The organism is Streptomyces sp. NBC_00440, from assembly GCF_036014215.1.
GTDB lineage: Bacteria > Actinomycetota > Actinomycetes > Streptomycetales > Streptomycetaceae > Streptomyces.
The window spans coordinates 5,855,414-5,879,687 of the sequence record NZ_CP107921.1; the positions used below are offsets into that span (position 1 = coordinate 5,855,414).

Below are 24,274 nucleotides of genomic sequence, written 5' to 3' on the forward strand. Positions count from 1 at the left end.
GCGGGCCGTCCCTGCTCCTTGCCTTGACGCCGACGTCAAGGATTACCGTCGGGACATGCGAATCGGCGAGCTGGCGGAGCGGGCCGGTACCACCACCCGTGCTCTGCGCTACTACGAGTCCCGGGAACTGCTGCCCGCACGGCGGGCGGTGAACGGCTACCGCACCTATGACGAGGACGATCTGCGGCTGCTCCAGCAGATCAGGACGCTCCAGGACTTCGGCTTCGACCTGGAGGAGACCAGGCCGTTCGTCGAGTGCCTGCGCGCCGGGCACCCGGCCGGAGACGTCTGCCCCGCCTCGCTCGCCGTGTACCGGCGCAAGCTGTCCGAGCTGGACGCGCTGATCGGGCAGCTCCAGGGGGTCCGCCGACAGGTGGGGGCCGAACTGGCCCGCGCCGAGGCGGAGTTGCCGGGCGGTCCGGAGCCGCGCTGTGAACTGTCCGACGGGGACGAGTGGGAGGAACACCGGAGATGATCCACGCAGAGGGCGTCGACGCCGTGACCGACGCCGATTTCGACACCGAGGTACTCGCGGCCGGACTGCCGGTCCTGGTCGAGTTCACCGCCGACTGGTGCGGGCCGTGCCGGCAGCTCGCGCCGGTGCTGAGCGCCGTCGCGGGCGAGGAGGCCGGACGCCTCAAGGTCGTACAGCTCGACGTCGACAGCAACCCGGAGGTGATGGTCCGGTACGGGGTGATGTCGATGCCGACACTGATGGTCTTCCGCGACGGGGAGCCGGTGAAGTCGATGGTGGGCGCCCGCCCGAAACGGCGGCTGCTCCAGGAACTCGCCGACGTGCTCTGACAGGGAGACCTGACGCGGAACCTGCCACGGAGTCCTGTCGCGGAAAGCGGAAAAATACCCCGGGCGAATTGACGTCCGGGGTATTGCGGCGCGTAGAGTGGGTGCTTCCTGTCTTTGTATCGCCTTGTGTGAGGCGGAGTCAGAAGAAGACTTATAAGGGCACCGTATCGCGTCAGGAGCTGCATTGTCAACCGAGGAATTGCAGAACGAGCAGCAATTCGTCTCACGGCTCTACGAGCGGCTGGACGCGCTCCGAGAGCGCGCCGAAGCCGCCGTCCAGGGCTCGTTCGCCCAGGTGGGGAAGGGACTTCAGGCGCGTGTCGAGCGCGATGTGCTGGTCGCTGAACGGTCCGGTCTGCTCAGTGCGCTGAATTCGGTGGAATCCGGGCTCTGCTTCGGCCGTATTGATTTCACCGACGGATCCCGGTACCACATCGGCCGTATCGGAATCCGCGAAGAGGCCGACGAGAACAACGAACGCACCCCGCTGGTGATCGACTGGCGTGCGCGTATCGCGCGGCCTTTCTACCTAGCCACCGGGCATTCCCCGATGGGGCTGCGCCGCCGCCGGCACCTCACCACCGATGGCCGGACCGTCACCGCGCTCCACGACGAGATCCTCGACCTCACCGACACGGAGCGCACCGGGCACGAGGGGTCCGACGCCGACGCGGTGCTCCTCGCCGCCCTGGACTCCGCGCGCACCGGCCGGATGCACGACATCGTGCAGACCATCCAGGCCGAACAGGACGAGATCATCCGGGCCCCGCACCACGGGATCCTCGTCGTCGAGGGCGGCCCCGGCACCGGGAAGACCGCGGTCGCCCTGCACCGCGCCGCATACCTCCTCTACGCGCACCGCGACCAGCTCGCCCGCCGTGCCGTGCTCGTCGTCGGCCCCAACCCGGCCTTCCTCGGATACATCGGTGAGGTGCTTCCCTCGCTCGGCGAGACGGGCGTGCTGCTCGCCACCCCGGGGGAGCTCTTCCCCGGAGTGACCGCCACCGGCACGGACACCCCGGCGGCCGCCGCCGTCAAGGGGCGTACAGAGATGGCGGAGGCGCTGGCCGCCTTCGTGCGCGATCTCCAGCGCACGCCGGAGCCCGGCGAACCCCTGGTGATCCCGCACGACGACGGCGATCTGCTGCTCGACTGGACCATCGCCGACACCGCCCGTGAGCGGGCCCGCTCGACACTGCTGCCGCACAACCTGGCGCGCCCGCACTTCGCGTTCCGGATCATCGACGACCTGACCGCGCAGCTGGCCGACCGGCTCGGCGCCGACCCCTACGGCGGGCCCAACTTCCTGGGCCCCGACGACCTCGCCCAGATCGGCAAGGCCGTCGCGTCCAGCCCCGAAGTGCACGCGGCCATCGAGGAGTTGTGGCCGATCCTCACCCCGCAGCAGGTGGTCGCCGACTACCTCACCGACCCGGTGCACCTGCCGGACGCCGACGCGGACGCCATCCGCCGCAAGGGCGGTGACTGGACGGCGGCCGACGTCCCGCTGCTCGACGAGGCCGCCGAACTGCTCGGCGAGGACGACTCCGCGGTACGCGCGGCGGCCGAGGCCGCCCGGCAGGAGCAGGTCGCGTTCGCCCAGGGCGTCCTCGACCTGTCGCTGGGCTCCGAGTCCTTCGAGTTCGAGGACGAGGAGTCCGAACTGCTCGCGGCGCACGACATCATCGACGCCGAGCGGATGGCCGAGCGCCACGAGGAGGCCGACCACCGCAGCGCCGCCGAACGCGCGGCGGCCGACCGCACCTGGGCCTTCGGCCACATCATCGTGGACGAGGCGCAGGAGCTGTCGCCGATGGTGTGGCGGCTGCTGATGCGGCGCTCCCCGACCCGCTCGATGACGCTGGTCGGCGACCCGGCCCAGACCGCCGAGCCGGGCGGCGTGGGCGACTGGGCGACGATGCTCGCCCCGTACGTCGAAGACCGCTACGAGCAGGTGCGGCTCGGCATCAACTACCGCACCCCCGCCGAGATCATGGAGGTCGCGGCAGCCGTCCCGAGCGCCGCGGACCCGGCGTTCCGGCCGCCGCGCTCCATCCGCTCCACGGGGGTGGCGCCGTGGGTGCGGGCCACCGATGACCTGCCCCGCGCCGTGGCCGATGCCGTCGCGGACGAGCGCGCCGACGAGCGCAGGCTCGCGGTGATCGCCCCTGCCGTGCTCCACCGCGAACTGGCCGCCGTACTCCCGGACGTCGACGGGGGCGAGCCGGACCTGCACCGGCCCGTCGTCCTGCTCGATCCCCGGCAGGCGAAGGGGCTTGAGTTCGACACGGTGATCGTGGTCGAGCCCGGCCTGATCCTGACCGGTTCGCCGCGCGGTACGAGCGACCTGTACGTGGCCCTGACCCGGGCCACCCAGCGGGCCGGCATCGTGCACACCCGCGGCGGACTGCCGGAGTGCCTCACGGGCGCGACGGAGCCCCGCCCGTGACACGGAGCCTGACACGGAGGAGGCGCGGCGCGTGTGAGCTGTGAGCTCCACGCCGCCGCACCTCCGTACCTCCGTGCTGCCGGGGGTGTGTCTCCCCGTCCGGCCGCGCCCGGCTGGATCAGACCGGCCTGAACCACACCGTCGCGAGCGGCGGCAGCGTCAGACCGATGCTGGACGGCCGCCCGTGGTACGGCACCGGCTCGGGCTTCAGCGGGTCCGCGTTGCGGATGTCACCGCCGCCGTAGAGACCGGTGTCGGTGTTGAGCACCTCGTGCCACTCCGGCACCGATTCCGGCACCCCGAGCCGGTACTGGTGCCGCACCACCGGCGAGAAGTTGGAGACCGACAGGAGTGGGGCGCCGTGCGCGTCGTAGCGCAGGAACGCGAAGACGTTGTCCTCCGCCGCGTCCCCCACCACCCAGTCGAAGCCGCCCGGGTCGGTGTCGCGCTGCCACAGGGCGGGGGCCGCCGTGTACACCGCGTTCAGGTCGCGCACCAGGTCCCGTACCCCGCGGTGGTCGTGCGCCGCCCCGTACGACGGGTCCAGCAGCCACCAGTCCGGGCCATGCGCCTCCGACCACTCGGCGCCCTGCGCGAACTCCTGTCCCATGAACAGGAGCTGCTTGCCCGGGTGGGCCCACATGAAGCCCAGATACGCGCGGTGCGTGGCGCGCTGCTGCCACCAGTCGCCCGGCATCTTCGAGACCAGCGCCTGCTTGCCGTGCACCACCTCGTCGTGCGAGATGGGCAGGACGTAGTTCTCGCTGAACGCGTACACCATCGAGAACGTCATCTCGTTGTGGTGGTACTTGCGGTGCACCGGCTCCTTGGCCACGTACTCCAGCGAGTCGTGCATCCACCCCATGTTCCACTTCAGCCCGAAGCCGAGACCGCCGAAGCCGCCCGCGCCGACCTGGTCGGTGGCGCGGGTGACACCGTCCCAGGCCGTCGACTCCTCGGCGATCGTCACCACACCGGGGTTGCGGCGGTAGACCGTCGCGTTCATCTCCTGGAGGAAGGCCACCGCGTCCGGGTTCTCCCGGCCGCCGTGCTCGTTCGGTGACCACTGCCCTTCCTCGCGGGAGTAGTCCAGATAGAGCATCGAGGCGACCGCGTCCACCCGCAGCCCGTCGATATGGAACTCCTCGCACCAGTAAGTGGCGTTGGCGACAAGGAAGTTACGCACCTCGGTGCGGCCGTAGTCGAACTCCAGGGTGCCCCAGTCGGGGTGCTCGGCACGGGCCGGGTCGGAGTGCTCGTACAGCGGGCACCCGTCGAACTGCGCCAGCGCCCAGTCGTCCTTCGGGAAGTGCGCGGGCACCCAGTCCATCAGGACACCGATACCCGCCCGGTGCAGCGCGTCCACCAGACACCGGAAGTCGTCGGGCGTGCCCATCCGGGACGTCGGCGCGTAGAAGCCGGTGACCTGGTACCCCCACGAGCCGCCGAAGGGGTGCTCCGAGACCGGCATCAGCTCCACATGCGTGAACCCCAGGTCCTGGACGTACGCCGGCAGCTGTGTCGCGAGCTGGCGGTACGTCAGACCAGGCCGCCAGGACGGCAGATGGACCTCGTACACGGAGAACGGCGCCTCGTGCACCGGCCGGTCCCCTCGGTGCGTCATCCACTGCTCGTCCTGCCAGCGGTGGTGCGCCTGCGTCACGACCGAAGCGGTGGCGGGCGGCACCTCGGTGCGCCGCGCCATCGGGTCGGCGCGCAGCGTGTGGCTGCCGTCCGGGCGCATCAGGTCGAACTTGTAGAGCGCGCCCTCGCCGATGCCCGGCACGAACAGCTCCCACACACCGGACGAACCGAGCGAACGCATCGGATACGCGGCGCCGTCCCAGTAGTTGAAGTCCCCGCTGACCCGCACTCCGCGCGCGTCGGGTGCCCAGACCGTGAAGCGGGTGCCGGTGACGCCCTGAACGGTCATCGGGTGCGCGCCGAGCGCCTTCCACAGCTCCTCGTGGCGGCCCTCGCCGATCAGGTGCAGATCGAGCTCACCGAGAGTGGGCAGGAAGCGGTACGGGTCCTGGAGCTCGATCTCGGTGTCGTCGTACGTGACGAGCAGCGCGTACTCCGGGACGGTGCGCAGCGGCAGCAGCCCGGAGAAGAAACCCTGGCCGTCGTCGTGCAGTTCGGCGCGGAGCCCCTTCGCGACCACGGTCACGGCCCGGGCGTACGGCCGCAGCGCCCGGACGGCGATGCCTCCGCCGACCGGATGGGCGCCGAGCAGCGCGTGCGGGTCGTGGTGGCCGCCGCTGAGCAGCCGCTCACGGTCCCGGGCGTCGAGCGCCTCCACGGGCCGTGCACCTCCGGTCGGCGCCGGCGCCGCTGTAGGTGCCGGTGCCGGCTGGGAGGGCAGGACCGCTGTGTGCTCGGTGTTCGCCGCGGGCTCCGGAGGCGCTGCGGACGGGGCGGCAGAGACAGGTGGGGCGGCCGAGTCGGCCGGGGCGGGCTCGGGTTCGGCGGGCGACGGAGTGCGGGACGGGGGACGGGCGGTCACTGGGGCGGCCTCCTCGGCAGCTTCGGCGCACGGTGGAAAACGGTGGGTTCGGGAAGCGAGAGCCGCTCGATCGCGGCCATCGGCACGGGCAGCCAGTCGGGGCGGTTCCTGGCCTCGTAGAGGACCTCGTACACCGCCTTGTCGGTCTCGTACGCGCGCAGCAGCTCCGGCTCCGCGCGCGGGTCGGCGCCGGCCACCGACGCGTACCCCTCGCAGTACGCGTCGCGGCAGCCGATCGCCCACTTCGGGGACCAGGGGCGGTGGGTGCGGGCCGCGTAGTCGAAGGAGCGCAGCATCCCCGCCACATCGCGGACCACCGGCTGCGGGCGGGTGCGCTCGGCGAGCGGGCGGGCCGGTTCGCCCTCGAAGTCGATGACCGACCACTCGCCGTCCCTGGCCCGCAGGCTCTGGCCCAGATGCAGATCGCCGTGGATGCGCTGGGCGGCCCAGGTGCGGCCGGCGTGGCCCAGGTCCGCGATCGCGTCGAATGCGGTGCGCAGCCCCGCCACGTACGGCGCGAGCGCGGGCACGGCCTGAGCCGTGGCCTCCAGGCGCTCCGTCATCCCCGCGGCGAGATGCTGTATCTGCCGTTTGCTCAGCACCGCGGTGGGCAGGGCGGACGCCAGCGTCCCGTGCACCTCGGCGGTCGCCCGGCCCAGCGCCCGTGCGCCCGCCGCGAAGTCATGGCCGTCGGAGAGCGCGAGCAGGGCCAGCTGCCAGCCGTCCTCGGACCCGGCGAGGAACGGCTGGAGCACACCCAGCGTGGCGGGTTCCGGCTCCGTCGTCTCGTACCAGGCGACGGGCGCCGGCACCCGGGCGCAGCCGGCCTGGGCCAGCGCGAGCGGCAGCTCCAGATCGGGGTTCGACCCCGGGTGGACCCGGCGGAAGACCTTCAGGATGAACGTATCGCCATAGACAAGAGAGGTGTTGGACTGCTCAGCGCCCAGCGGCCGGGCGGGCAGTCCGGCGGGGATCGCCGCGGACGGGTCGCGGTCGAAGCGCAGCGCCCCGATCCGGCCGGGCGCGCGCAGCCGCTCCAGGAGCAGCCCGGTCAGCCGCGGGTCGAGCAGCGCGTCGTACAGCACGGACCCGGCGAGCGGTCCGGTACGGGCGCGGCCGATCAGCGCGTCGGCGAGGCGCGGCGGCAGTGAGGTCCGTACGCCGAGCAGCAGCTGGTAGCAGTCGCCGGTCGAGTGGGCGGGGGCGGGGGAGTCCTGTTCGGCGCGGACCAGCAGATGGAGCAGCCCGGGGGCCGCGCCGAGCGGCAGCAGTTCGGTGGCCGAGACCAGTGTGAAGGCGGTGACGGGCCGTCCCTTGCCCGCGAACCAGCGCTGTCTGGGCAGCCACTCGTGCAGCAGGGGGGCGAGCGAGTCGAGGAGACGGAGAGGGCCGGACGACCCGGCGGAGCGCACGCTGTTCCGGGTGGATGCAGCCTTGGACATGGCATCGCGTCCTTTCCCGGGCACACCACACGATGCGCAGAGTGTCCCGGATTGCGTGGGGTCGCCTCCCATGCTGAACGCAATGGGGGCGGGAATCCGGCTGTGCGGGACGGTGCGGGTGAGGATGGACCAGATGGACTAGGGCCTTTCGTTTGGATCAGGCCTGATCCAAACGGAAGGACCTACGGCTCAGTGGGCCGGGTGCTGGTGCCCCGGTACCAGTGGCGCGGTACCTGTGGGGAGCGTGCCCGGGACGGGGCGGTGGAAACCGCCGCGCCCCGGGCACACCGTCAGACGGTGGGGGCGTCCTTGCGCAAGCGGAACCAGTAGAAGCCGTGGCCCGCGAGGGTCAGCAGATACGGCAGTTCACCGATCGGAGGGAATCGCACCCCGCCGATCAGCTCCACCGGATGGCGTCCGGTGAAGGAGTTGAGATCGAGCTCCGTCGGCTGCGCGAACCGCGAGAAGTTGTGCACGCACAGCACCAGGTCGTCCTTGTACTCCCGGAGGAAGGCGAGCACGGCCGGGTTGGACGAGGGGAGTTCGGTGTACGAACCGAGGCCGAAGGCCGGGTTCTGCTTGCGGATCTCGATCATCCGGCGGGTCCAGTGCAGCAGTGAGGCGGGCGAGGCCATGGAGGCCTCGACGTTCGTCACCTGGTAGCCGTAGACCGGGTCCATGATGGTCGGCAGATAGAGCCGCCCCGGGTCGCTGGACGAGAAGCCCGCGTTCCGGTCGGGGGTCCACTGCATCGGCGTGCGGACCGCGTCCCGGTCGCCGAGCCAGATGTTGTCGCCCATCCCGATCTCGTCCCCGTAGTAGAGGATCGGTGAACCGGGCAGGGAGAGCAGCAGCGCGGTGAACAGTTCGATCTGGTTGCGGTCGTTGTCCAGCAGGGGCGCGAGCCGCCTGCGGATGCCGATGTTGGCCCGCATCCGCGGATCCTTGGCGTACTCCGCGTACATGTAGTCGCGCTCCTCGTCCGTGACCATTTCGAGCGTCAGCTCGTCGTGGTTGCGGAGGAAGATGCCCCACTGGGCGTTCTTCGGAATGGCCGGGGTCTTGGCCAGGATCTCCGAGACGGGGTAGCGGGACTCCCGGCGCACGGCCATGAAGATGCGCGGCATCACCGGGAAGTGGAATGCCATGTGGCACTCGTCGCCGCCCTTTTTGAAGTCGCCGAAATAGTCGACGACATCCTCCGGCCACTGGTTGGCCTCGGCGAGCAGCACCGTGTCCGGGTAGCTCGCGTCGATCTCGGCGCGCACCCGCTTCATGAACGCATGGGTCTGCGGGAGGTTCTCGCAGTTGGTGCCCTCGACCTGGTAGAGGTACGGGACCGCGTCGAGGCGGAATCCGTCGATGCCCAGGTCGAGCCAGAAGCGCAGCGCCGAGATGATCTCCTCCTGCACCACCGGGTTCTCATAGTTGAGATCCGGCTGATGGGAGAAGAACCGGTGCCAGTAGTACTGCTTGCGCACCGGGTCGAAGGTCCAGTTGGAGCTCTCCGTGTCGACGAAGATGATCCGGGCGTCCGCGAACTGCTTGTCGTCGTCGGCCCAGATGTAGTAGTCGCCGTACGGACCGTCCGGGTCCTTGCGCGACTCCTGGAACCACTCGTGCTGGTCGCTCGTGTGGTTCATCACGAAGTCGATGATCACGCGCATCCCGCGCTGGTGGGTGGCGTCGACGAACTCGACGAAGTCGGCGAGGTCACCGAACTCCGGCAGTACGGACGTGTAGTCCGCCACGTCGTAACCGCCGTCCCGCAGGGGCGACTTGAAGAACGGCGGCAGCCAGAGGCAGTCGACGCCGAGCCACTGGAGGTAGTCCAGTTTGGCGGTGATGCCCTTGAGGTCACCGACGCCGTCCCCGTTGCTGTCCTGGAACGACCTGACCAGGACCTCGTAGAAGACGGCGCGCTTGAACCAGTCGGGGTCACGGTCCTTGGTGGGAGTGTCCTCGAATTTGTCGTGGACGGGCTCATTGACAATCATGATGTGGGTGACCCTCCGATCGGCGGGGACGGTCGCAGCACCAGGATGTGCGCGGGCGTGCTGCCCGGCTCCAGACGCACATAGTTGGCCCTGCCCCAGTGGTAGGTCTCGCCGGTGAGCTCGTCGCGCACCGGGACGGACTCGTGCCATTCCAGGCCGAGATCCGGCATGTCCAACGAGACCGTGGCCTCCTGGGTGTGGTGCGGGTCAAGGTTGACGACAATCAGAACCGTGTTCGAGCCGGCGGTACCTCCGTCCGGTGTGAAGCCGTCTGCCGGGGCCTCCGTGCAGGCCGGCACGGACACCGACTTCGAGTACGCGATCACCGCGTCGTTGTCGGTGTGGTGGAAGTGCACCGAACGCAGCTGCCGCAGCGCCGGATGGCGGCGCCGCAACTCGTTCAGCGTGGTGATGAGCGGAGCGATGGTCCGCCCCTCCCGCTCGGCGGACTCCCAGTCGCGCGGCCGCAGCTGGTACTTCTCCGAGTCCAGGTAGTCCTCGCTGCCCGCCCGTGCGGTGGTGTTCTCGCACAGCTCGTACCCGGCGTACACCCCCCAGGACGGCGCCATCGTCGCCGCGAGCACCGCACGGACCTCGAAGGCCGGGCGGCCGCCGTGCTGGAGGTACGCGTGCAGGATGTCCGGGGTGTTCACGAAGAAGTTGGGCCGCATGGCCGCCGCGGACTCCCCGGCCAGCTCGGTGACGTAGTCGGTCAGCTCCTGCTTGCCGGTCCGCCAGGTGAAGTACGTGTACGACTGCTGGAACCCGACGGCGCCCAGCGTGTGCATCATCGCGGGCCGGGTGAACGCCTCGGCCAGGAAGACCACGTCCGGGTCGCGGACGTTGACCTCGGCGATGACGCGCTCCCAGAAGACCACCGGCTTGGTGTGCGGATTGTCCACGCGGAAGATCCGTACGCCGTGCTCCATCCAGAAGCGCAGGATGCGGACGGTCTCGGTGACCAGTCCGTCCATGTCCTGGTCGAAGGCGATCGGATAGATGTCCTGGTACTTCTTCGGCGGGTTCTCCGCATACGCGATCGTGCCGTCAGGACGGTGGTGGAACCACTCGGGGTGCTGCGTCACCCAGGGGTGGTCGGGCGAGCACTGGAGCGCGAAGTCGAGGGCGATCTCCAGGTCCAGCTCACGGGCGCGCCCGACGAAGTCGTCGAAGTCCTCCAGGGTGCCGAGATCCGGGTGGACGGCGTCGTGGCCGCCGGCCGGCGAGCCGATGGCCCACGGCACCCCCACGTCGTCGGGCCCGGCGGTCAGCGCGTTGTTGGGGCCCTTGCGGTGGGTGGTGCCGATGGGGTGGACCGGCGGCAGATACACCACGTCGAACCCCATGGCCGCGACCGCCGAAAGCCGCTTCGCCGCAGTCCGGAAGGTGCCGCTGACGTGCGGCTTGCCCTCCTCGACCACAGCGCCCTCGGAGCGCGGGAACAGCTCGTACCAGGATCCGTACAGCGCCCGCTCACGCTCCACCTGGAGCGGCAGCGGCTCCGACACACTGACCAGTTCGCGCAGCGGGTACCGGGCGAGGGCCGCCACGGCCTCCGGCGCGAGCGCGGCCGTGAGACGGTCGGCGGCGGGCGCCGCGGTGTCGCCCAGCGCCTCCGCCACCGCGAGGACCGCCCGGCGGCCCCTGCTCTTCGGCACCCCGGCCGCCGCACGTGTATACAGCCCGGCGCCCTCGGCGAGCACCAGCTCCGTGTCGATGCCCGCCGGGACCTTGATCCGGGCGGTGTGCAGCCAGGTGGTGACGGGGTCGCTCCACGCCTCGACCGCGTAGGTCCAGCGGCCCTCGCGGTCCGGGGTGACGTCGGCGCCCCAGCGGTCGGTGCCGGGGGCCAGCTCCCGCATCGGCGCCCAGGGCGCCGTCCGGCCGCGCGGGCCGCGCAGGACGACATTGGCGGCGACCGCGTCATGGCCCTCACGGAAGACCGTCGCCGTGACCTGGAAGGTCTCACCGGTCACCGCTTTGGCGGGCCTGCGACCGCCGTCGACGCGCGGCCGCACATCGAGCACCGGGATACGGCCGATCAGCTGACCGGTGGGCGGCCGCCTGGGCGGCTTCGGGGACTTCGGCGGCAGCGGGGACGTCGCGAGAGTCCCTCTGGCCGGCTTGTCCGATGATGGCTTGCGGGCTGCGGGCATGACCGCTCCTGTCCGCGTTCACTCAGGCTGTGGTGAGGCGTGGGGTGAGGGCTGGGGATGCGCTCGGGCGGGTACCGGAGGAGCCTTCCCCCACACCTCCGGTGGGCAATCCGGCTCCTGAGTTAAGTACTCGTGCGTAATGTGCAAGGCAAGGACCAGGTGGGCCGCGCGTCGCAGAGGGGCCGTGCACGGCCGTGCGGGTGGCCGCGGTTTCACACCATTGGCAGAGTCCGCCGTGCTCCGCCACGGCCGGCCGGACCGGACGGAGCGCGCCACGCACGGCGCGCACGGCGCACGGCCGGCGCGGGCCGTGCACCGCGTACGGGAGGTGCCGGTCCTGCACCGCGTACGGGAGGTGCGGACGGCGCCTCATGAGGCGGGCCGCTCCCGGCAGGTGACGGTTCGTTCCATCCGGGCGCGCTCCCTTCCGGTCCAGGCGTCGCGGCGATGTGTCACACAGCAGCCTCACCCGTGGTGCGAAGTGCCACAAGCCCACGCGAGGGGGGAGAACCGGCCATACCGCCCGGCGGGACCCACCCGGGCGCACTCCGCGGCAGCGCCGCACCGGCGCACGCGGACGCGGCCTCGCGCCGTGGTTGCGGGGAGCGCTGACGGTTACCTTCGGGGTGAAGTGCGGACGTACACACCGCTGTGCGTCCCCTGGATGCGCATCTCCCCTGCGAAGGTGGAACATGTGAAGGCCATTCGTCGATTCACCGTCCGCCCCGTCCTCCCCGAGCCGCTGCGCCCCCTGGGTGAGCTCGCCCGCAACCTCCGCTGGTCCTGGCACGCCGGGACCAAGGACCTGTTCAGAGCCGTCGACCCCGACGGCTTCCCGGCAGCCGGCGGTGACCCCGTCCGGCTGCTCGGCACGGTGTCGGCCGCACGGCTCGCCGAGCTGGCGGCCGACCCCGGCTTCCTGCGCGACCTGACCGAGGCCGCCGCCGGCCTCGACACCTATCTGCACGGACCGCGCTGGTACCAGGAGCAGCCCGCCGGGCTGCCCGCGGCCATCGGGTACTTCTCACCCGAGTTCGGTGTCACCGCCGCGCTCCCGCAGTACTCCGGCGGCCTCGGCATCCTCGCCGGCGACCATCTGAAGGCGGCCAGCGACCTCGGCGTACCGCTCATCGGGGTCGGCCTGCTCTACCGCCACGGATACTTCCGGCAGTCCCTGTCCCGCGAGGGCTGGCAGCAGGAGCACTACCCGGTGCTCGACCCCGACGAGCTGCCGGTCGCCCTGCTGCGCGAGGCGGACGGCGCACCCAGCACGGTCGCCCTCACGCTGCCCGGTGGCCGCTCGCTCCACGCGCACATCTGGCAGGCGCAGGTCGGCCGCGTCCCGCTGCTGATGCTCGACTCCGACATCGAGGAGAACGAGCCGGGCGAGCGGGGTGTCACCGACCGGCTCTACGGCGGCGGCAGCGAGCACCGGCTCCTCCAGGAGATGCTGCTCGGTATCGGCGGGGTGCGGGCGCTGCGCTCGTACTGCCGGATCACCGGCCACCCGGACCCCGAGGTGTTCCACACCAACGAGGGGCACGCCGGTTTCCTCGGCCTGGAGCGGATCCGCGAACTCGCGGGCGCCGGGCTGGACTTCGACGCCGCTCTGGAGTCCGTACGCGCCGGAACCGTCTTCACCACCCACACCCCCGTCCCCGCCGGGATCGACCGGTTCGACCGGGACCTGGTCGCCCGGCACTTCGGCGACGACGGCGAACTGCCCGGCGTCGACGCCGGACGCGTGCTCCAACTGGGCCGGGAGACCTACCCGGGCGGCGAACCGCGCCTCTTCAACATGGCGGTGATGGGCCTGCGGCTCGCCCAGCGCGCCAACGGGGTCTCCACCCTGCACGGCGCCGTCAGCCGGGAGATGTTCGCCGGGCTGTGGCCGGGATTCGACCCCGACGAGGTGCCGATCACCTCGATCACCAACGGCGTGCACGCCCCGACCTGGGCGGCGCCCGAGATCACCCGCACCGCCGTCCGCCGGATCGGCGCCGAACGCACCGAGCACGCCCTGTCGGTGGGCGTCGCCGACCGCTGGGACGCGGTGGCCGGCATTCCCGACGCGGAGATCTGGGAGCTGCGCCGCACCCTGCGCGAGCAGCTGGTCGGCGAGGTGCGGACCCGGCTGCGCGCGTCCTGGCGCGGGCGCGGCGCGTCCGACGCCGAACTGGGCTGGATCGACGGGGTGCTCGACCCCGGGGTGCTGACCATCGGCTTCGCCCGGCGCGTCCCCTCCTACAAGCGCCTCACACTGATGCTGCGCGACCGCGACCGGCTGACGGAGCTGCTGCTCCACCCGGACAGGCCCATCCAGATCGTGGTCGCGGGCAAGGCGCACCCGGCCGACGACGGCGGGAAGCGGCTGGTCCAGGAGCTGGTGCGGTTCGCGGACGACCCGCGGGTGCGCCACCGCATCGTCTTCCTGCCGGACTACGGCATGGCGATGGCCGAGCGGCTCTACCCGGGCTGCGACGTCTGGCTGAACAACCCGCTGCGTCCGCTGGAGGCGTGCGGTACGTCCGGGATGAAGGCGGCGCTCAACGGCTGCCTCAACCTCTCGGTGCTCGACGGCTGGTGGGACGAGTGGTTCGAGCCGGACTTCGGCTGGGCCATCCCCACCGCGGACGGCTCGGGGCTGGACGAGGACCGGCGCGACGAGCTGGAGTCGGCCGCGCTGTACTCGCTGATCGAGGACCGGGTCGCGCCGCGCTTCTACGACCGTACGGCCGACGGCCTGCCCGAGCGCTGGGTCGGGATGGTCCGCTCCACACTGACCACCCTGGGGCCGAAGGTACTGGCGGGGCGGATGGTGCGTGAGTACGTCGAGCGGCTCTACGCGCCCGCCGCCCTCGCCCACCGCTCGCTCGGGCCCGACGCGGCCCGGGAGCTGGCCGGCTGGAAGGCGCGGGTGCGGACCGCCTGGCCGGACGTGCACGTCGACCACGCGGAGGCCGTCGCGCCGACCGCGGCCGACGGCACCGCCGAACTGGGCTCCACCCTCTCGCTCCGGGTCCAGGTCGCGCTCGGAGCGCTGGGGCCCGACGACGTGGAGGTGCAGGCGGTGTCGGGCCGGGTCGACGACCAGGACCGCATCGCGGACGCGCGGACCGTCGCACTGAAACCGGCGGGCGGCCCGGACCTGGAAGGACGGCGGCTGTACGAGGGCCCGCTGGCCCTGGACCGTACGGGCCCCTACGGCTACACCGTCCGGATCCTGCCCGCACACCACCTGCTGGCGTCCGGCGCCGAGCTGGGACTCGTGGCGTTGCCGACCGCGGCGACGGGGGAGGGTGCGGGCGTACTCCTGAGGTGACAGCTCAGAAGGCGAACGCCTGAGCTGACACAGGATCGGGACGGGCCCGGCGTCTCTTACGGGGCGCCGGGCTCTTCCGCTTCCCGGCGTCACCTGCGCGGTTCGGGAATGCGCTCACCGGGTGGCGAGGCCGACGGCGCCGATCAGCACCCCGAGTGCGGCGGTGGCGGCCAGCGGGACCCAGACCGCCTGCTTCAGACGCCGCCTCACTTGCTGTCTGGCTCTCGCCAACTCCTGTGCGGACGACGGCTTTTCGTCCGCGACCGGGGGAGGGGCGCCGGGTGCGGTGGGCAGCGTGGCGGACACCTCGAAGCCGCCCCCGGGCAGCGGCCCGTGGCGCAGGACCCCGCCCGCGAGCCGGATCCGTTCGTCCAGGCCGACCAGCCCGGTACCGCCGCCCGGGCCGCCGGGCGGTTCCACCGCGTCCGCCACCCGGCCGGCCTCCGCCGTCGGGCCAGGTGGCGGGCCGGGCGGTCCTGCCGTGCTGGTGACGGTGACCGTCAGGGCCGAATCCGACCGTACGAGCCGGACCGCCACCGGTGCGCCCGGCGCGTGCCGTGCCGCGTTGGTGAGCGACTCCTGAACGGTCCGGTGGACCGCGCGGCCGGTCATCGGGGCCAGGCCGTCCGCCTCCCCGTCGCCGCTCAGCTCCACGTCCATCCCCGCCCCGCGGGCCCGCTCCACCTGGTCCGTCACGGTCCCGCCCGGCGGCGAGGCCGGCGCCGCCCCGTCGTTCTCCCGCAGGACACCGATGATGTCGCGCAGCCGTGCGGTGGCGTCCCCCGCCGCCGCCCGCAGCTCACCCGCCGCTCTCTGCTGGCTTCCGCCCAGCGACGGGTCGACCTCAAGCGCCGCTGCCCGTAAGGCGATCAGCGACAGATCGTGGCCGAGCGAGTCGTGCATGTCGCCCGCGATCCTGGAGCGCTCCAGCAGCCGCGCCCGGTCCGCGGCGACGCGCTGCTCCCGCTCCAGCCGGCCGGCCAGCAGCCAGCCGGTGTCGACGAGTTGGGCGTACTGCCGCACATACCGGCCGAGCAGCCAGGGGACCATCACCACGAAGGCCAGGGTGGACAGCTCGGCGAACCAGGTCCAGAGATCCAGGTGCGCGGCCTGCGTGATCAGCAGACCGGCGGCGGCCGTCCCCGCGAACGCGTGCAACGCGGGCCGGGCCAGCGCGGTCCGCCGTCCGGCCAGATAGCCGAAGACCGCCAGGGCAGCCGCGTACTCCGGGGTCCAGAGCCTCGGCGTGACGGTCAGGCCCAGCGCCATGACGAGCAGCAGCGCGGTCAGCGGCCACCTGCGGGACAGCCCGACGCCCGCCCCGAGCACCGCGATCCCGGCCGCGGGCCGCCACCCTGTGCCCCCGCCGTCCGCCACGGCCCCCAGCACCACGGGCGCGCAGATCAGCGCCCCGAGTGCCAGGTCGGTGATCCGCTCTCTCCGCATGTGCCCAGCTTGCCGGACCGGGCCGCCGTCCGGCCCCTGACGAAAGTCGGGGGCGGCGGCTGCCTTTCGCCCCATGAACCCGGCCGGCCGCACTGCCTACCGTCGGCGCGGCACACACAGAGCCACTCGGCAGCGACTCGGCACGGGGGAGACAGCGTGGAAGGGACCGGGCCCGCGGCAGGGACGCGGCCGAGCGGGAGGGCAGCCCGGGGCCGGCACGCCGCAGCCAGGAGACCGGGCCCGGCCCGACGCGCGCTGCTGCGCCCCGCGCTGCTGATGGCGGTGGGGACCGTGGTGTCCCGGGCCACCGGCCTGATCAGACAGGTGCTCCAGGCCGGGGCGCTCGGTACGGGACTCCTCGCCACCACGTACAACCAGGCCAACACCGTCCCGGCGAGTCTGTACTTCCTCATCATCGGCGGGGCGCTCAACTCGGTCCTGGTGCCGCAGCTGGTCCGCGCCCGGATCGAGCAGCCGGACGGCGGACGCGCCTTCGAACAGCGGCTGGTGACGCTCACGCTGACCGTGCTGGGGGCCGGCTCCCTGCTCGCCGTGTGGGCCGCGCCGCAGATCATCGGTGTGTACCAGAGGGACACGCCCGGCAACCACGCCGCTTTCGAACTGACCGTGGTCTTCGCACGGTTCCTGCTGCCGCAGATCTTCTTCTACGGGATGTACGGCATCCTCGGCCAAGTACTCGGCGCCCGGGGCAGGTTCGGCGCGATGATGTGGACGCCGGTGCTCAACAACGTCCTGCTGATCGCGGTGTTCGGCTGGTACGCCGGCGTCATGACGGCGGCGGACGGGGTGCACGACATCGGCCGGGCGCAGGTGACCCTGCTGGGCGCCGGTACCACCGTGGCCCTCGCCGTCCAGGCGATCGCGCTGGTCCCGTTCGTCCGCGCCGCCGGATTCCGCTTCCGGCCGCGCTTCGACTGGCGCGGGACCGGGATGGGGGCGAGCCTCGGAGCGGCCCGCTGGACGCTGTTGTTCGTCCTGGCCAATCTGGCGGCGGCCACGGTGGTGACCCGCTACGCCACCGCAGCCGACCGGGAGCTGCCCCGGGCCGGAGTGGGCTTCACCGCGTACACATACGCGCAGACCATCTGGTCGCTGCCGCAGTCCGTCGTCACGGTCACGCTGGTCACCGCGTTGCTGCCGCGGATGAGCCGGGCCGTCGCCGAGCACCGCGGCGAGGATGTGCGCCGCGACCTCTCCCACGCCCTGCGGACCAGCGGCGCCGTCACCGTCCCGGCTGCCTTCCTCTTTCTCGCGCTCGGCCCACAGCTCGCACAACTGCTGTTCGCACACGGCGCCGCCGACGCCGCCGCCACCCGGCCGCTGGGGCAGATGCTCCAGGCGTTCGGGCCCGGACTGATTCCGTTCTCCGCGCAGTATGTGCTGCTGCGCGGCTTCTACGCCTTCGGGGACACCCGCACTCCGTTCCTGACGGCACTGTGGATCGGCGCGGTCCAGGTCGCGCTGGCCACCGGCTGCCATCTCCTGCTGCCCGCACGGTGGGCGGTCATCGGGATGGCCGCCGCCTACGGGGTCGCCTACGCGGCGGGGCTGCTGGTCACCGCGCGGCTGCTGCGCCGGAGACTCGGTGGTGGCCCGCCGGCCACCGGCAGGGTCGCCCGCACCTACGGGAAGCTGGTCGTGGCGGCGACCGCGGCCGGTGTCATCGGGTGGGTGGTGGCAGCGCTCTGCCCGGTACCGCCCGGCCCGCCCGCCGGGGCGGCGGCGCTCCCTCTGGCCGCGGGTGGCGGAGCCATGCTGCTGGTGTTCGTGACGCTCGCACGGGTGTGGGGGATCGGCGAGGTGCGCGGGCTGCCGGGGCTGCGGATCGGGCAGGTCAGCCGGAGCCGGTGACCAGTCCGGCCTCGTAGGCCAGGATGGCCAGTTGGACGCGGTTCCTGAGTTCCAGGCGGGCGAGTACGGAACTGACATGGGCCTTGACGGTGCCCTCGACGACGTGGAGTTCCGCTGCGATCTCCGCGTTGGAGAGCCCCGCGCCGACCTGTGCCACCACCTCGCGTTCGCGGTCGGTGAGCGGGTCCAGCCGGGTGCGGGCCTGCGCCGCGCGGGAGAGCCGTCCGGTGCCGAGGTGGGTGAGGACGCGCCGGGCCACCTCGGGGGAGAGGAAGGCGGCGCCCCCGGCGACGGCCTGGACCCCCGCGATCAGTTCCCGGGGATCGCCGGACTTCAGCAGAAAGCCGCTGACTCCGCTGTCGAGGGCCCGCACGATGTACTCGTCCTCGGAGAAGGTGGTGAGCATGACGAGGGCGGTGTCGGGTGCCGCCGTCCGCAGTTCCCGGGCAGCGCGCAGCCCGTCGAGGCGCGGCATCCGGATGTCGAGCAGCGCGACGTCCGGCCGGTGTTTCAGGGCAAGTTCGACTGCTTCATGTCCGTCGGCCGCCTCCGCGACGACCTCGATGGAGGGGTCGGCGGCCAGGACGGCCCGGATCCCCGCGCGGATCAGCGCCTCGTCGTCGGCGAGCAGGACGCGTACCCGTAGTCGTGGTTCCGTCATGGCAGCAGCCTAGGAGGCTGACCGGCCGGCCGGCCGGCGGAAGGCCCCGCCGCCCACCGGAGTGCGGTGGGGGACGGGGCCTTCGCGGTCGTACCGGTCGGGCAACGACCTTGCTGTTACTTCACGTTGATGCCGGTCCAGGCCGAGCCGACCGCCTTGTACTCGGCGCTGTCCGCGCCGTACAGGTCACTCGCCGCCTTGAGCGTCGCCGTGCGGGCCGCCGCGTAGTCGGTCGTCGAGGTCATGTACGTCGTCAGCGCCTTGTACCAGATCTGGATGGCCTTGTCCCGGCCGATGCCGGTGACCGTGGAGCCGTCCGAGGTGGGCGAGTCGTAGTCGACGCCGTTGATGGTCTTCTTGCCGCTGCCCTCGCTGAGCAGGTAGAAGAAGTGGTTGGCCGGGCCCGACGAGTAGTGCACGTCGAGGTCGCCGAGGCTGGACGACCAGTTGTCGGCCGATGCGCCGTCCTTGCTGGGCTTGTCCATGTAGCGCAGCGGGGTGCCGTCGCCGTTGATGTTGATCTTCTCGCCGATGAGGTAGTCGCCCGGGTCCGACGCGTTGTTGGCGTAGAACTCGACCGAGGTACCGAACATGTCCGACGTCGCCTCGTTGAGCCCGCCGGACTCACCCGTGTAGTCCAGGTTGGCGGTCGCCGCCGTGAGGCCGTGGGACATCTCGTGTCCTGCGACGTCGATGGCGGTCAGCGGGTCGGCGTTGCCCTCGCCGTCGCCGTACGTCATGCAGAAGCAGCTGTCGTCCCAGAAGGCGTTGACGTACGAGTCGCCGTAGTGCACCCGGCTGTAGGACGCCTTGCCGTCACCGGCGATGCCGTTGCGCTTGAGGACGTCCTTGTAGAAGTCCCAGGTCTCGGCCGCACCGTAGTGCGCGTCCACCCCCGCCGTCTCCGGGTTCTTGGCGGTGCCGTCGCCCCAGGTGTCGGTGGTGTTGCTGAACAGGGTGCCCTTGCCGTCCGTCGCGTGGTTCAGGTTGTACGTCTGGTGGCCGCCGCGGGCGCCGTCGTTCAGCGTGTAGTTCGACCCCGACTTGGTGGTGCCCAGGGTGACCTTGCCGCTGTACTCGCTGGTGCCGGTGCCGGTCTCGACTGCCTGCCACTGCGAGAGCTTCTTGCCGGTGGCGGCGTCGGTGACGACGTGCAGCTGGCTGGGGGTGCCGTCGTCCTGGAAGCCGCCGACCACGGTCTCGTAGGCCAGGGTGGGCTTGCCGGTGGCCGCCCAGATGACCTTGCGCGGGGCCTTGTCGGCCGAAGTCTTCGCGGTGCCCGCCGACTTGGCGGCGCCGAGCGCCTTCTGCTGGGCGGCGGCCGGCTTCACGGCCGCGGTGGTGCCGGCGACCTTGATGGTGGCCTTGGTCGCCTTGGTGACCGTGGTGGCACCGGACTTCGGCGTGTGGACGACGAGGTCGCCGCCGAGGACCGGGAGCCCGGCGTAGGTGCGCTCGTACCGCGTGTGCGTCGTGCCGTTGGCGTCCTTGATGACGTCCCGGACGACGAGCTTCTCCTGGCTGCCGAGGCCGAGCTTCCCCGCGGTGCTCGCGGTGTTGGCCGCCGCCGTGCGCATCAGCGCGGCGTGCTGGGTGGTGGAGAGGGCCAGGGCCTGCCCGCCCATGGCGGCCGGCGTGGGCGCCGCGCCCGCGGAGGCCGTGGAGAGGGTGGTGAGGCCGGTGGCCAGCAGCGCCGCGACGGCGATCGAACCGGCGATGCGCTGGGAACGCGATATGTGAGAGGTCACTCGATTTTCCCTTTCAGAGGTGGGGGGTTGGAAAGATGCGGGTGACGTGCGGGTGGTGGCGCCGCCCGGGGGAGGTTGGGGTCCCCCGGGCAGCACTGTCCTGTTGAACAGCCATTCAGTCGAACGATGTTTCTGCGAAACGCCGTTCGGTGGAACATTAGTGCGGCCGGGCGGCTTTGTGGCTGGAAATCAGAAGGTCAGTTTCCAGCTGTTCAGCGTTCCGGTGTCCTGCCGGGCGACATCCTGGACCTTCAGCTTCCAGGTGCCGTTGGCCGTCTCGGTGGACGCGTTGACCGTGTACGAGGCCACCACGTCGTCCGCCGAGTCGGACGAGCTGGAGTTCTTCAGCCGGTACGTCTTCCCGCTCGGGCCGACCAGGTCGATGACCAGGTCGCCGCGCCAGGTGTGGCTGATGTTGACGTCCACCTTGAGCGTGGCCGGAGCCTTGCCCGTCACGCCCGTGACCGCGATCGGCGAGGTGATCGCCGAACCGCCGTCGGGGATGGCGACCTTGGTGGTGGACTGGAAGACGGTGCCCGTGCCCGGGTCGCCGCCGCCGGGCCTGCTGCCGACGTTGATGGCGGCCCAGGCGTCCGCGACCGACTTGTACTCGGCACTGGTCGCGCCGTACAGCTCACTCGCGACCGCCAGCGTCCCGGTGCGGGCCGCCGCGTAGTTGGTCGTCGACGTGAACTTCTCGGTGAGCGCCTTGTACCAGATCAGCTGGGCCTTGTCCCGGCCGATGCCGGTGACGGGCAGACCGTCGGACGTGGGCGAGTCGTAGTTGACACCGTTGATGGTCTTCTTGCCGCTGCCCTCGCTGAGCAGGTAGAAGAAGTGGTTGGCCGGGCCCGACGAGTAGTGCACGTCGAGTCCGCCGAGGCTGGACGACCAGTTGTCGGCCGATGCGCCGTCCTTGCTGGGCTTGTCCATGTAGCGCAGCGGGGTGCCGTCGCCGTTGATGTTGATCTTCTCGCCGATGAGGTAGTCACCGGGGTCCGACGCGTTGTTGGCGTAGAACTCGACCGACGTACCGAAGATGTCGGACGTGGCCTCGTTCAGCCCGCCGGACTCACCGCTGTAGTTGAGCCCGGCGGTGGCCGCGGTGACGCCGTGGGACATCTCGTGGCCGGCGACGTCGATGGCGGTCAGCGGGTCGGCGTTGCCCTCACCGTCGCCGTACGTCATGCAGAAGCAGCTGTCGTCCCAGAAGGCGTTGACGTACGCGTTGCCGTAGTGGACACGGGAGTAGGCGGCGACGCCGTTGCCCGCTATCCCGGTCCGGCCGAAGACGTTCTTGTAGAAGTCCCAGGTCTCGGCGGCCCCGTAGTGGGCGTCGGCTGCCGCGGTCTCCGAGTTGGAGGCCAGGCCGTTGCCCCAGGTGTCCGTGGTGTTGGAGTACAGGGTGCCCTTGCCCGAGGACCCGTGGTTCAGGTTGTACGTCATGTGGCCGCCGCGGGCGCCGTCGTTCAGGGTGTAGTTCGACCCCGACTGGGTCGTGCCGAGGGTGACCTTGCCGCTGTACTCGGTGTTGCCGACGCCGGTCTCGACGGCCTGGCGCTCGAAGAGCTTCTTGCCGGTGGTGGCGTCGGTGATGACATGCAGCTCGCTCGGCGTGCCGTCGTCCTGGAAGCCGCCCACGACCGTCTCGTAGGCCAGCGTCGGCTTGCCCTGCGCCAGCCAGACCACCCTGCGGGGCGCCCGGTCGGCCGAGGTCTTCGCCGACCCCTGCGCGGCAGCGGCCTTCACCGCCGACTTCTCCGCGGTGGCCGGTGCGACGGCCGCGCTGGTGTGCACGTTCTTCAGTTCCGCGCGGGACGCCTTGGTGACGCCCTCGGTCGCTCCCGCCTTCGAGGTGTCGACGACGAGGTCGCCGCCGAGGACGGGAAGCCCGTCGTAGGTGCGCTCGTACCGGGTGTGCGTGGTGCCGTCACGGTCCTTGGTGACGTCGTGGACCTGGAGCTGTTCATGTGCTCCGAGACCGAGACTCCGGGCGGTGTCCGCCTTGGTGGCGTTCGCCTGACGCAGCAACTCGGCCCGCTGGGAGGGCGAGAGGGCTGCCGGGGCGGCGCCGGGGGCGGACTTGCCGGTGACCGCGGTGGAAGCGGCGGTGTTCCCGGGTGATGCGGAGGCTGTGCCGGCCTGTACTCCTACGGCGAGCAGTGCCGCAGCGGCGACGAGTGCGCCGGTGGCGGTGGCACGACGGTGCGTGGGTCTCACGCGGACTCCTTCTGCAAGGGTGGACAGAGCGACCTGGTGAGCCGCCCTGACGAGCAAGCAGTGCGCAGAACGGGGAGAGAGTGACATCTGTGAGGACCCTGTGTCAGGACCGCGTCAAAAGGTTGGCTGGAAATCGTCCGTTGTCCACATGGTCGTGTTCGCTATACGGAATGTTTGCTGGAGAGGCCAAGTGGGCGCCCGCGCACGCTGGATGGCAGCCTGGCTCCTGAGCAGGGCGCACGGGTCCTGACTGATCCACGGGAGGTACCGGATGAGCGCGGGGAACTCGCCGGGGGAGGCTCCGGCGCCGGTTGGTACGGGGGTTGGTACGCCGGGTGGTACGGGGGGTGGTCCTCCGGCCGGGCCGTCGGCCGGTGCGCTGCCCGGCCCCTTGGTCGGTGTCGAGTGGCTCGCGCCCCGGCTCGGTGGGCCGGGACTGGTGATCCTCGACGCATCGGTGGGCGCGCACCGGGCCGTCGCACCGGGCTCGTCCCACGTACGGGAGGACCGGACGGCAATCCCGGGCGCCCGGATCTTCGACATCGACGGGGCGCTGTCCGACCACGCGAGCCCGCTGCCGCACACCATGCCGGGCGCCTCCCACTGCACCGACGAGCTGCGCGCCCTGGGCGTGAACGACACCGACACCGTCGTGGTGTACGACGCCGTGGGCATCTACTCCAGCGCAAGGGCCTGGTGGATGCTCCGGGCGATGGGCTTCGACCGGGCCGCCGTACTCGACGGCGGGCTGCCCGCCTGGACGGCGGCAGGGCTGCCGGTGGTGAGCGGCGGACCCGAACCCGTGTGCCGCCTCGGCGACTTCATCGCCCGGCCCCGTCCGGGCCTGTTCGCCGGCAGCGCCGAGGTCACCGCGGCCCTCGCCGACCCGGCCGCGGCCGTCCTCGATGCCCGCGCCCGTGACCGGTTCTCCGGCGAGGCCGCCGAACCCCGTCCGGGGCTGCGTGGCGGCCATATGCCGGGAGCGGCGAACCTGCCCTTCGGGGAGATCCAGCACGGCGGCCGGATGTTCCCGGAGTCCGGACTGCGTACCGCTTTCGCCGAGGCCGCGGGCGGACGTGAGCGGCTGATCCTCAGCTGCGGATCGGGTGTCACCGCCTGCGTCCTGGCCCTGGGGGCCGAACTCGCCGGATACCGCGACCTGTCCGTGTACGACGGTTCCTGGAGCGAGTGGGGGCTGCCGTCCGGGCGACCGGTCGTGGGGGCGGCCGGAGGTGGCTGAGCAGGAGTCGGGGGTTCCGGCGTTGTTGACGAGGTCAGGACGGTGTCGGCGCCTTCTTCGGCCGGACGGAGCGCCACAGCGGCACCGATTCCCTCCGTCACCAAGTCCACGCTGGTTTCGGTCAGTTCACGGGATCGTGAAACCGGCGGGCCCGTACCAGCATCAGACTGGGGGACAGGCTTGCCCGCGGTGGAGTTCGGTCCGCCGCACTTCGAAGGAAGGGGAGAACTTCATGAATCCTGTGGTGAATCTGGACCTGGACGTCATCGATGTGACGCCCAAGGCCTGGGACGAGTTGTCCGCAGATCTGGTCTCGGACAACGTCTATGCCGCCGACTGCCAGTGCGGTGGTGGCTGCGGCTGTTGTGGCGGCTGCGCCGGCTGCTGCACCTGACGTTCGTCCCGTCGGCC

The 24,274-nt window shown here is 71.4% G+C and carries 15 protein-coding genes; 7 read left to right on the forward strand and 8 right to left on the reverse strand.

Annotated elements, in window-relative coordinates:
- The first annotated feature begins 55 nt into the window (after window positions 1–55).
- The 3 genes from OHB13_RS26405 to OHB13_RS26415 all read left to right on the forward strand — a co-directional run bounded on the left by OHB13_RS26405 (window position 56) and on the right by OHB13_RS26415 (window position 3,253).
- A complete protein-coding gene (locus OHB13_RS26405) occupies window positions 56–475 on the forward strand; it encodes a MerR family transcriptional regulator (protein WP_266852881.1) in 420 nt (139 codons plus the stop codon).
- Window positions 472–804, forward strand: coding sequence for a thioredoxin (gene trxA / locus OHB13_RS26410; RefSeq protein ID WP_328378711.1), 333 nt, complete (start codon window positions 472–474; stop codon window positions 802–804). Before OHB13_RS26405 ends, trxA begins: the two co-directional genes overlap by 4 nt.
- Window positions 805–988: 184 nt before the next feature.
- Window positions 989–3,253 (forward strand): HelD family protein, encoded by a 2,265-nt coding sequence (locus tag OHB13_RS26415; protein ID WP_328378712.1) that lies wholly within the window; start codon window positions 989–991, stop codon window positions 3,251–3,253.
- A gap of 118 nt (window positions 3,254–3,371) precedes the next feature.
- On the opposite strand, the gene glgB is transcribed toward OHB13_RS26415, so the two are convergent.
- The 4 genes from glgB to OHB13_RS26435 all read right to left on the reverse strand — a co-directional run bounded on the left by glgB (window position 3,372) and on the right by OHB13_RS26435 (window position 11,243).
- A complete protein-coding gene (gene glgB, locus OHB13_RS26420) occupies window positions 3,372–5,759 on the reverse strand; it encodes a 1,4-alpha-glucan branching enzyme (RefSeq protein WP_328378713.1) in 2,388 nt (795 codons plus the stop codon).
- Window positions 5,756–7,201: a maltokinase N-terminal cap-like domain-containing protein gene (locus OHB13_RS26425; RefSeq protein ID WP_328378714.1), complete on the reverse strand. Its 1,446-nt coding sequence runs from the start codon at window positions 7,199–7,201 to the stop codon at window positions 5,756–5,758. Before OHB13_RS26425 ends, glgB begins: the two co-directional genes overlap by 4 nt.
- A 290-nt stretch (window positions 7,202–7,491) precedes the next feature.
- On the reverse strand, window positions 7,492–9,198 hold the full coding sequence (gene treS, locus OHB13_RS26430; protein ID WP_266852872.1) for a maltose alpha-D-glucosyltransferase: 1,707 nt from the start codon (window positions 9,196–9,198) through the stop codon (window positions 7,492–7,494).
- Window positions 9,195–11,243 (reverse strand): alpha-1,4-glucan--maltose-1-phosphate maltosyltransferase, encoded by a 2,049-nt coding sequence (locus tag OHB13_RS26435; protein ID WP_328380393.1) that lies wholly within the window; start codon window positions 11,241–11,243, stop codon window positions 9,195–9,197. Before OHB13_RS26435 ends, treS begins: the two co-directional genes overlap by 4 nt.
- Window positions 11,244–12,048: 805 nt before the next feature.
- Here OHB13_RS26435 and glgP point away from each other — a divergent pair.
- The gene (gene glgP / locus OHB13_RS26440) at window positions 12,049–14,676 is read left to right on the forward strand and encodes an alpha-glucan family phosphorylase (RefSeq protein WP_328378715.1); all 2,628 of its coding nucleotides are present in this window, start codon (window positions 12,049–12,051) and stop codon (window positions 14,674–14,676) included.
- 114 nt (window positions 14,677–14,790) lie between these two features.
- On the opposite strand, the gene OHB13_RS26445 is transcribed toward glgP, so the two are convergent.
- A complete protein-coding gene (locus OHB13_RS26445; protein ID WP_328378716.1) occupies window positions 14,791–16,122 on the reverse strand; it encodes a sensor histidine kinase in 1,332 nt (443 codons plus the stop codon).
- Between the two features lie 276 nt (window positions 16,123–16,398).
- Between OHB13_RS26445 and murJ the strand changes: the two genes are divergently transcribed.
- Window positions 16,399–17,994, forward strand: a complete 1,596-nt coding sequence (gene murJ / locus OHB13_RS26450; protein ID WP_405756078.1) for a murein biosynthesis integral membrane protein MurJ — start codon at window positions 16,399–16,401, stop codon at window positions 17,992–17,994.
- Here the strand turns inward: murJ and OHB13_RS26455 are convergent.
- The 3 genes from OHB13_RS26455 to OHB13_RS26465 all read right to left on the reverse strand — a co-directional run bounded on the left by OHB13_RS26455 (window position 17,978) and on the right by OHB13_RS26465 (window position 22,623).
- Window positions 17,978–18,655: a response regulator transcription factor gene (locus OHB13_RS26455; RefSeq protein WP_328378717.1), complete on the reverse strand. Its 678-nt coding sequence runs from the start codon at window positions 18,653–18,655 to the stop codon at window positions 17,978–17,980. The genes murJ and OHB13_RS26455 overlap by 17 nt on opposite strands.
- A gap of 116 nt (window positions 18,656–18,771) precedes the next feature.
- On the reverse strand, window positions 18,772–20,403 hold the full coding sequence (locus OHB13_RS26460) for a M4 family metallopeptidase (protein WP_328378718.1): 1,632 nt from the start codon (window positions 20,401–20,403) through the stop codon (window positions 18,772–18,774).
- Window positions 20,404–20,592: 189 nt separating this feature from the next.
- Complete coding sequence (locus OHB13_RS26465) at window positions 20,593–22,623, reverse strand: M4 family metallopeptidase (protein WP_328378719.1); 2,031 nt, start codon at window positions 22,621–22,623, stop codon at window positions 20,593–20,595.
- A 391-nt stretch (window positions 22,624–23,014) separates the two neighbouring features.
- Here OHB13_RS26465 and OHB13_RS26470 point away from each other — a divergent pair, with 391 nt between their 5' ends.
- Both OHB13_RS26470 and OHB13_RS26475 read left to right on the forward strand, forming a co-directional pair.
- Window positions 23,015–23,863: a sulfurtransferase gene (locus OHB13_RS26470; protein ID WP_328378720.1), complete on the forward strand. Its 849-nt coding sequence runs from the start codon at window positions 23,015–23,017 to the stop codon at window positions 23,861–23,863.
- Window positions 23,864–24,095: 232 nt separating this feature from the next.
- Entirely contained in the window at window positions 24,096–24,257 is a 162-nt protein-coding gene (locus tag OHB13_RS26475; protein ID WP_266852864.1) for a hypothetical protein, read from the forward strand.
- Window positions 24,258–24,274 lie beyond the last annotated feature (17 nt).